The organism is Porphyromonas sp. COT-290 OH3588 (genome assembly GCF_000769075.1).
Classification (GTDB): domain Bacteria; phylum Bacteroidota; class Bacteroidia; order Bacteroidales; family Porphyromonadaceae; genus Porphyromonas.
Window position 1 is genome coordinate 22,702 of the sequence record NZ_JRFC01000022.1, and the last position, 9,611, is coordinate 32,312.

Annotated in this window: 4 protein-coding genes; all 4 read left to right on the forward strand. The window is 49.6% G+C overall.

What is annotated here, in order from left to right; translation table 11 throughout:
- The first annotated feature begins 21 nt into the window (after nucleotides 1-21).
- The 4 genes from uvrA to alaS all read left to right on the forward strand — a co-directional run bounded on the left by uvrA (nucleotide 22) and on the right by alaS (nucleotide 9,334).
- A complete protein-coding gene (gene uvrA / locus HQ48_RS06290) occupies nucleotides 22-2,844 on the forward strand; it encodes an excinuclease ABC subunit UvrA (protein WP_044232455.1) in 2,823 nt (940 codons plus the stop codon).
- Between the two features lie 40 nt (nucleotides 2,845-2,884).
- Nucleotides 2,885-4,267, forward strand: coding sequence for an SWIM zinc finger family protein (locus HQ48_RS06295; protein WP_044232459.1), 1,383 nt, complete (start codon nucleotides 2,885-2,887; stop codon nucleotides 4,265-4,267).
- A 5-nt stretch (nucleotides 4,268-4,272) separates the two neighbouring features.
- Nucleotides 4,273-6,603 carry an ATP-dependent helicase gene (locus HQ48_RS06300; RefSeq protein ID WP_044232460.1) on the forward strand — a complete coding sequence of 777 codons (2,331 nt, stop codon included), beginning with the start codon at nucleotides 4,273-4,275 and terminating at the stop codon, nucleotides 6,601-6,603.
- 100 nt (nucleotides 6,604-6,703) lie between these two features.
- The gene (alaS, locus tag HQ48_RS06305; RefSeq protein WP_044232462.1) at nucleotides 6,704-9,334 is read left to right on the forward strand and encodes an alanine--tRNA ligase; all 2,631 of its coding nucleotides are present in this window, start codon (nucleotides 6,704-6,706) and stop codon (nucleotides 9,332-9,334) included.
- The last annotated feature ends 277 nt before the right edge of the window (nucleotides 9,335-9,611 follow it).

Here is a 9,611-nt window from a genome sequence, read left to right on the forward strand (position 1 = left end):
GAATACAGGACTACAACTTAGATGCAAGATATAGAAATAAGAGGAGCTAGAGTTCACAACCTCAAAAATATAGACGCTCATATACCACGCTATTCGCTCTCGGTGCTTACTGGGTTGAGCGGTAGTGGCAAGTCGTCCCTTGCCTTCGACACTATTTTCGCCGAAGGACAAAGGCGGTATATAGATACCTTCAGTGCCTACGCCCGTGGATTTCTGGGTGGAGGTATGGAGCGGCCCGACGTCGATGATATACAAGGGTTGGGCCCAGTAATCTCGATTGACCAGAAGACGACGAACCGCAACCCCCGCTCTACCGTGGGTACGGTGACTGAGATCTACGACTTCTTTCGTCTGCTCTACGCTAGGGCTGGAGAGGCCGTGTCTTATCTCTCTGGCAAACCTATGGTGCGCTACACCGAGGCTCAAATACTAGACCTTATCATAGCACGCTACCAAGGGCGCAGGGTACTACTGCTAGCACCAGTGGTCAAGCAACGCAAGGGGCACTACAAGGAGCTCTTTGAGCACCTACGCAAAAAAGGCTACCTATCCGTACGTGTCGATGGCGAGCTCCGTGAGATCACTTACGGAATGAAGCTCGACCGCTATAAGCTACATAGCGTAGAGGTGCAAACCGACAAACTCGTTGTAGACGAGGAGCACAGAAGCCGACTAGCCAGCAGCGTCAATTTGGCGATGCGAGAGGGCGATGGCGTGATGATGGTAATGGATATAGGAACTGGGGAGATGAGCTACTACAGCCGCAAGCTGATGTGTCCTGATACGGGGCTTGCCTACAGCGAGCCTGCCCCACACAATTTCTCCTTCAACTCGCCCAACGGCTACTGCCCACACTGTAGAGGGCTAGGCGAGGTCAAGATCCTAGACCGAGAGGCTATGATACCTGACCCTAGTCTGAGTGTCTACAAGGGAGGGATTGCTCCTCTAGGTAAACACAGAGGAATCCTTGTCTTCAGGCTCCTTGAGGGACTTTTTGCTCGCCACGAGGCCGATATCAAAGCACCAATCCGTGACCTCCCAGAGGGTTTGATTGAGGAGATTTTATATGGGACTACCGATGGCATCGCCATCGACCACAAGGAGTTCTACGGTACGGGGACGTTTTCGGTGAACTATAATGGCCTAGCCGAATACCTGCCCGAGCTAAGCGGAGAGGAGTTTGACTACAACGCCAATAAATGGGCCATGCAGTTTATGAAAACTGAAGTGTGCCCAGAGTGCGAGGGGCTGCGACTAAACAAAGAAGCCCTACATTACTATATAGATGGCAAAAACATCGGCGAGCTTGGCGGGCTAGAACTCACCTCTCTGTCCACTTGGCTCGAGGGCATTGAGCAGCGATTAAGTGGAGCCCAACGTACCATCGCCACCGAGGTGCTCAAAGAGATTCGCAAACGTATCTCCTTCCTGCTTGATGTTGGGCTAGGGTACCTGTCAATGAACCGTTCTGCCGCCACACTCTCTGGGGGCGAGAGCCAGCGCATTCGCCTAGCGACACAGATAGGCACGCAGCTCGTTGAGGTACTATATATCCTAGACGAACCCAGCATTGGTCTACATCAGAGAGATAATATGCGCTTGATTGATTCACTCAAGCAGCTAAGAGATCTAGGCAATACAGTCATCGTTGTGGAGCACGACAAGGACATGATGCTACAAGCCGACCATGTCATCGACATGGGGCCCAAGGCTGGTCGCTTGGGAGGCGAGGTAGTATTTCAAGGTACTCCCAAAGCGATGATGACAGCTCGCACCATCACGGCGCAGTATATCAGTGGAGATATGTCTATCGAAGTTCCTACTGTAAGAAGACAAGGATCGGGAGAGGTACTACGCATACGAGGCGCGAGGGGCAATAACCTACGAGGTATAGATGTAGAGCTCCCTCTCGGGACACTGATCTGTGTGACGGGAGTATCTGGTAGTGGCAAGAGTACGCTGATCAACCAGACACTCTACCCTGCCCTTAGCCAGAGGCTCTACCGCTCTATGGAAGAGCCCATGCGACACGATGGCATTGATGGCATTGAGCTCATAGACAAGGTTGTTTCTGTCGACCAAGCACCCATCGGACGTACTCCACGCAGCAATCCTGCTACTTACACGGGATTATTTACGGATATTCGCAATCTATTCGTAAATTTACCAGAGAGTAAGATGCGAGGATATAAGCCTGGGCGCTTCTCCTTCAATGTATCGGGAGGTAGATGCGACACGTGCAGAGGAAATGGCTATAAGAGTATAGAGATGAATTTCCTACCCGATGTGCTAGTTCCTTGCGAAGTGTGTCATGGCAAGCGCTACAACCGAGAAACTCTTGAGGTACGCTTCAAGGGCAAGTCTATTGCGGACGTGCTCGACATGACGATCAATATGGCTGTAGAGTTCTTTGAGCATGTGCCACATATCCTCAAGAAGCTACTCGTACTACAGGAGGTCGGCTTAGGCTACATCAAGCTGGGGCAGTCCTCGACCACACTCTCTGGAGGCGAGAGCCAGCGTATCAAGCTGGCCGCAGAGCTATCCAAGCGAGATACGGGACGTACGATGTATATACTAGATGAGCCTACTACGGGACTACACTTCGAGGATATACGTGTGCTGATAGGTATTCTCAATCGCTTGGTCGAGAGAGGAAATACGATAGTAGTCATCGAGCACAACCTTGACGTCGTCAAGTGTGCAGATTACCTAATAGAGATTGGCCCAGAGGGAGGGAGGGAAGGTGGACAGCTAGTCTACTCTGGTACTCCAGAGGGTTTGGCAGAGTGCAAGCACAGCCAAACTGCTCCTTTCCTCAAAGCCGAGTTGAGTGCAAAATGATTGAGTTAGTAACTATGGATGTATTTACAGTATTTGAACTATGAAAATAGAGAGTCGTTTATCCAATAAGATCTGCCCCGAGGGCATGTCTATAGAGGACTGGCAGGTAGCCTTGCGCCGCGAACATGCAGAGCAAGCAGACTTCACTGTAGAGCACCTCGATGACAACCGCATCTGGGGGGACTATTTGGTTAGTAGTGGATCGGGGCGCTACCGAACTGCATTCAGAGGAGTACGTAGCGATCGGAACTTTTGTTCTTGCCTCGACTTCCGCACCAATGGGCTAGGTACTTGCAAGCATCTAGAGGCTGTAGCACTATATTTGCAAGAACATGTGGAGGGCTACCCATGGGCGGGTATGACCTATAACCCACCCTATTCGTCCATATACGTCAGCTATAAGGGAGGGCGGAGCATCAGAATGCGTCTTGGTGATCAGTTTACCATGGAGTATCTACAGCTCTACAAGAAGTACTTCACCGAAGAAGGCATTTTACCTCCCGAGAACTATCATCTACTCTCTGAGATTTGCGAGCAGGCGAGAGCTATCTCCAACACCTTCCGCTGCTACGAAGATGTAGAGGAGTTTGTCCGTGAATACATTCGAGAGGAAACATGGCGCTTGGAGCTACGCAACAGCTTCCCCGAAGGCATGATACCTTGGGATCGTGTCGAGTACTCGGCTAAAGATCGCTATATGGAAGAGCTTCTCTACCAGCTATGCTACAGACATTGTAGCCTAATGGTAGGTGCCAAATCTCCCAACTTCGCACACCTAGTAGCCCGGCTCGTTGAAGAGGTCTACCAAGGAGTGGAGCAGATCCATCAGGGGTACGTAGTCCTAGACAATGAGGCTGAGGTTAGCCTATGGAGGTCTATTATGTCGCTCTATCAAGAGTTTGCACAGCTACCCATACGCATCTTGACCTCTAGCGAGTTTGCTGCGCTACCTCTAGTAGATCACCCCGCTACAACCTTCGTGTACGTGGACAATGCCGACCGGCTCAAGGAGTGGAAAAACAATGTATCTGTGACGATCAAGAAGATGCATATAGAGCATCTCTTCATGCGCATTGATACGCTACGTAAACTCACCCCCGTACAGCTATCCTCGATCTTGCAGCATATTAGTCCGTTCGTTATCGGACCATTCTACAAGTTCATTCACAAGTATCGCCCAGTCTTCCCTCTACTAGACGACGGCAGCAATATGCCAGAGGAGGCCTTGAAGTATATCACTCTCTGCACAGAGGTTGTGGCCCAGTCTATACGTATTCCTCAGACTGATATGGACGCTACCACTAGGGACGTAAAGAACATGACGAGCCAAGAGAAAGCCGATCTATTCGTCCAGTCCCTTCTCTCCGTACTCGAGGATCCAGACGCCTGCCAAATACTCAAAGAAAGACTAAGTTCATTATAGACTAGATGCAAGACCCTATTGATTTAGAATACCTCAATAATCTCAACTCTGCTCAGCGCGAGGCTGTCGTCTACAACGATGGCCCCGCGCTGGTCATTGCTGGTGCTGGCAGTGGCAAGACACGTGTACTGGTCTACAAGCTCCTGCACCTGATTCGCTGTGGCTATGCGCCCTACAAGCTCATGGCTCTAACCTTCACAAACAAGGCAGCACGTGAGATGCGCCAGCGCATCAGTCTATATGCTCCAGAGCAAGCACGCTTCATACGTATGGGGACATTCCACTCTATCTTCATGCAGATCTTACGTGTCCATGCCGAGCTACTAGGCTATACCCCTTCGTTCTCTATCTACAATACGACCGATAGCAAGAATAGAATCAAAGCAATCATGAAGCTCATGGGACTAGACGACAAGGTATATAAGCCGGGCGTCGTGCTCAACCGTATCTCATCAGCCAAGAATCGCCTCATCAGCCCAGAGGTCTATCGCTCGACGACCGAGTTGCTTAGTGCCGATGCCAAGGCTCAGATGCCACGCCTTAGTGAAATCTATACAAGGTACTCGGCCGAGCTCAAGCAAAACAATGCGATGGATTTCGACGATCTGCTTTTCCAGATCAATGTACTCTTTCGTGACTACCCAGATGTACTAGCCCATTGGCAAGAGCGAATAGACTATTTGCTTATCGACGAGTATCAGGATACCAACTTCGCCCAGTATATGATTGCCAAACAGCTGATGCAACACAAGGGGGCAATCTTCGTGGTCGGCGATGATGCCCAAAGCATTTATTCCTTCCGAGGAGCTAACCTAGAGAATATGCTTGGCTTCAAGAAGACTTTCCCAAAGGCCAAGACCTTCAAACTAGAGCAAAACTATCGTTCTTCTCAAACGATCGTGCAGGTGGCTGGTGCCCTCATTACTCACAATCAGAATCAAATCCCCAAAGAAGTGTTCTCACTTGGTGCCATAGGAGATCCCATAGAGCTACACGAAACTTACTCTGCAGACCTAGAGGCTATGTGGGTATGCAAAAGGATTGAGCAGATAAGAGATCAGTATGGCTCATCGTACGAAGATTTTGCAGTCCTATACAGAACCAACGCACAGAGCCGTATTCTAGAGCAGGCATTTCGTCGCTTAAGTATCCCATTCCGTATTTACGGCGGACGATCTTTTTTCGATCACAAGGAAATTATGGACGTCATCGCTTATCTACGCCTAATGATTAACCCTTACGATAGTGAGTCGCTCCTGCGGATCATCAACTATCCACGTCGAGGTATCGGAGATACTACCGTGCTGAAGCTACAACAAGCTGCTAGCCTACAAGCTACTCCCTTAGTCGATGTGCTAAGAGATCCAGAAGCAGTGGGGCTAGCATTCAACAAGGGGACTCTTACCAAACTCCAGAGCTTCCACCAGCTACTAGAGGATATGCGTGCGCTTATGAAAAGTGAGTTACAGTTCTTCGACTTAGCTCAGCAGCTGATTACCCGTACGGGTATCCCCCTTGATCTGATGAGCGATAATAGTAGTGAAGGGAAGATGCGACAGCAGAACGTCAAAGAGCTACTGGCAAGCATCAAAGAGTACGAACTCAATAACCTTGAGGCAGGCACAGAGCCTTCTCTGGAAAGCTATTTGAGTGAAATCTCGCTTATGACGGATCAAGATGCTAATGCGGAGGACGAAGTCGGCGTCACGGCTATGACGATGCATGCCTCCAAGGGGCTAGAGTTTCCACACGTATTTATAGTAGGTCTAGACGAACCGCTATTCCCCTCGGCTAAGCAGGGAGATCTAAACGACCTCGAGGAGGAGCGCCGATTATTCTATGTAGCATTAACCCGAGCCGAGAAGACTTGCCATATTGGCTATGTGCGCGAGCGGTTCATCAATGGGCAGACGACATTTGTACGCCCTAGTCGATTCCTCCGAGAGCTTCCTCCAAATTTACTTAGTCGCAATGCTGCAGCTAGAAGTACATTAGCCGTGCAGCAGGAGCGAGAGAATGACTTCTGGAGCCAACGCCCTAACAAGCAAGAGGGAACACCTCTACCCAAGACCTTCACTACTGGGCAATCATTCCTGCCCACAAATGGCGGACGCATGAAGCACCTCGGGCGTAGGACTACAGATGATCCCGCCCCAACGAAGTATCGAGAGCTCGGGAACTTCAAGGTCGGGATGCGTGTTTTGCACAAAAGATTTGGTCAAGGGGAGATCCTAGACATCGAGCAAGGAACCGAAGCCACGGCGACAATATGCTTCGACGATGGCAATACTCGTAAGCTCCTTTTGCGTTTCCTCAACATCAGCGTTGTGGAGTAGTACACGAGGACAAATGAATGTGTTGAGGATTGCTCCGAAAGATGTACTTTTGTGACTTAAAACTATTGTATAACGAATAAATTACGGACGATATAAATATATGATGACGTCAAAGGAAATCCGGGCATCGTACAAAGCATTTTTTCAGAGCAAGGGCCACCAGATTGTGCCTAGTGCTCCTATGGTAATCAAAGGCGACCCTACCTTGATGTTTACCAATGCTGGAATGAACCAGTTTAAGGATATCATTCTCGGACATGCAGACATCAAATATCCACGTGTTGCCGATTCTCAGAAGTGCCTTCGAGTTAGCGGTAAGCACAACGACCTAGAGGAGGTAGGACACGACACCTATCACCACACGATGTTTGAGATGCTTGGCAACTGGTCATTCGGTGACTATTTCAAACGTGAAGCAATTGAGTGGGCTTGGGAATACCTCACCGAAGTACTAGGTGTAGACAAGAACCGACTCTACGTGACTGTATTCGAGGGATCTGCCGAGGACAACCTAGAGAGAGATAATGAAGCCGCTTCTATCTGGGCACAATTCCTACCCAGCGAGCGCATCATCAATGGCAATAAGAAGGATAACTTCTGGGAAATGGGCGATCAAGGCCCATGCGGTCCATGCTCCGAGATACATATTGATATTCGCTCGGACGAGGAACGTGCAACGGTCGATGGCCTGACATTGGTGAACCAAAGCCACCCACAAGTCATTGAGATCTGGAATCTCGTCTTCATGCAGTACAATCGCAAAGCAGATGGCTCACTAGATAGTCTACCCAACAAGGTTATTGATACGGGCATGGGCTTCGAGCGCCTATGTATGGCGATACAAGGCAAGACCTCAAACTACGATACCGACATCTTCACCCCGATTATCCAAACCATTGCGACTCTCACGGGCATCGAATACGGACAGACCAAGGAAACGGACATTGCGATGCGTGTGATTGCAGACCATATCCGTACTATTGCCTTTGCCATTACAGACGGTCAGCTCCCCTCCAACGCCAAGGCTGGATATGTAATCCGTCGTATCCTGCGCCGTGCGGTGCGCTATGGCTATACATTCCTTGGGCGTAGAGAAGCCTTTATGTACACGCTTATACCTGCTCTCATCGAAACAATGGGTGACGCCTATCCAGAGCTTATCTCAGGTCGTGACCTTATACAGCGTGTGATGAAAGAAGAGGAAGAGAGCTTCTTGCGCACACTCGAAACGGGGATTCGTTTGCTCGACAAAAAAATAGAAGAAGCCAAGGAAGCCAACACAAAGGTTTTGGTTGGCGAAGATGCATTTATCCTATACGACACATACGGCTTCCCATTAGACCTCACCGCTCTGATCCTACAGGAACATGGCATGAGTGTAGACGAAGCTGGCTTCGAGAGCTCGATGCAGAAGCAAAGAGAGCGTGCTCGCAATGCCGCAGCTATAGATGCCGAGGACTGGCATATAGTGCGTGAGGGCGAAACTCAATTCGTTGGCTATGACTTTACAGAGATTGATACCGAGATCCTACGCTATCGTAAGGTAAGTCAGAAGAACAAAGAATACTATCAGGTCGTGCTCTCTGCGACTCCATTCTATGCCGAGATGGGTGGACAGGTAGGAGATAGCGGTTACCTCTATGACGGCACGAATAAGTACGAAGTTTTCGACACTAAGAGAGAGAACAATCTCGCTGTTCATCTGATGAAGAAACTCCCAGAAGATGTAACGGCTCACTTCACTGCCCATATTGATCTAGAGCGCAGACGTGCAGCAGAGGCCAACCATACTGCTACTCACCTACTACACGAAGCTCTAAGGGAAGTGCTTGGCCAGCATGTGGAGCAGAAAGGCTCATTCGTTTCGCCAGAAGTATTGCGCTTCGACTTTGCTCACTTCTCCAAGGTAGAGCCAGAGCAGCTCCGTACAGTAGAGCGTTTGGTTAATGCTCGTATTCGTGCGAATATGGTACGTGAGGAGTTTAGAAATGTCCCCATCGCAGAGGCTCAAGCTATGGGTGCTATGGCGTTATTCGGTGAGAAGTATGGCGAGGAAGTACGTGTCCTCAAGTACGGAACTTCGATTGAACTTTGTGGTGGTACACACGTAAGTGCTACAGGTGTGATTGGATTCTTCCGCATTCTCTCCGAGAGTTCTGTGGCTGCTGGAGTTCGACGTATTGAGGCTGTTACTGGAGCTGGTGCTGAGCGAGTACTCTATGAAGTAGAGGATACCCTGCGCTCAATTCGGGAGCTTTTCAATAATAGCCCACAGCTCATCACAGCAATCAAAAAGACTGTAGAGGAAAATGCCGAGCTAGGCAAACAGATCCAAGACCTTGTTAAGGCTCAAATTGCTAAGTATAAGGCCACTCTCTTGGAGCGAAGAGAAGAGCTATCTGGTGTGCGTGTCTTCATCGTGCGTGAAGACTTCCCTGCCGATGCAATCAAGGACTTGGCCTTCCAGTTAGCGGGTGAACTACAGGAGAGCTTCCTCTTCGTAGCGGGCAATCGCACTCCCGACGGCAAATGTAGCCTTACATTGATGCTAAGCAAAGATTTGGTAGAGCAAAGAGGCTGGAGTGCTGCTAACATTATTCGCTCTGTCGCCAAGCATATACAAGGCGGGGGGGGCGGTCAAGCCCACTTCGCTACTGCGGGAGGTAAGAACCCCGAGGGCCTTGGTGCAGCCATTGAGCAAGTGCTTCTAGATACAGGGCTCAAGAGTTAAGGCAACATCTCACTACTTATCAGGGGGCTGTGTCAAAATTCATTTTTGGCGCAGCCCCTTATCGAAACTATAGAGTTGGTATCCCGATAAATTATGCAGATTGAGACTATTGCGCAATGCGCCGCTCAAAGGTTCTTGTATCTTTCTCGGTGTTTTTTGCGTGTTTGAGCGGCTTGGAGAGCCTTGAATACTATCCCCCTATCCCCATCCCTGAGGGATATTTCCCTCAGGGATGGGGATTTTACGCTTATTTGACACCTTCAAGCACAAGTAGCCC